The organism is Herbiconiux daphne (genome assembly GCF_024979295.1).
GTDB lineage: Bacteria > Actinomycetota > Actinomycetes > Actinomycetales > Microbacteriaceae > Herbiconiux > Herbiconiux daphnes.
This window is the reverse complement of the sequence record NZ_JANLCJ010000791.1, coordinates 1-527: the sequence shown is the minus strand read 5'-3', so window position 1 is coordinate 527 and position 527 is coordinate 1. Positions and strand designations below refer to the sequence as shown.

General features: G+C 41.7%; 1 protein-coding gene. It reads left to right on the top strand.

Annotated features, from left to right (window positions below; translation table 11 throughout):
* A partial coding sequence (locus tag N1032_RS27715; RefSeq protein WP_259543950.1) for a hypothetical protein occupies window positions 1–516 on the top strand: 516 nt, incomplete at its 5' end.
* Window positions 517–527 lie beyond the last annotated feature (11 nt).

Genomic DNA, 527 nt, shown 5'->3' with positions numbered 1-527 from the left:
GGCACAATCATCTGCTCAAGAGACAAAGATTTAAAGACTGTCAGTGGGTGGCATTATCGTTGGGCTTGTGGAGAGAAACAGCCAGAGGTATTGCCTCATTGGATCAGTGAGTTTGATGCCAAACATTTCTTCTTTTATCAAATGCTGGTAGGCGACAACACAGATAATATATGTGGTTGTGGACAGCGAAGAGAGGTAATGTGGGGTGGCAAACTAACTCTTCGTAGGAAAGGGATCGGTGAGAAAGCAGCATTACAATTGCTAGCTGATTGCAAAACCGTGCAGGATTTGTTTGACGTTGTTTCACAGTGTTATCAAAATGAATTTGGTGAGACCTGGGAAGAAACAATGTTGGAGAATGCTCGGTTACTTTATATAGGCCAGACTCCTGACAATCTGTTTGATTGGAGCTGGTTGGATTATACATTAGAAAAGGAATTTATTGATGACGAAGTTATTTGTAGTACTGGAACAGAGCCAGAACCTGAAAGTAGCAGTGAACCCACTGAATTTTGAAGTGATCGTTC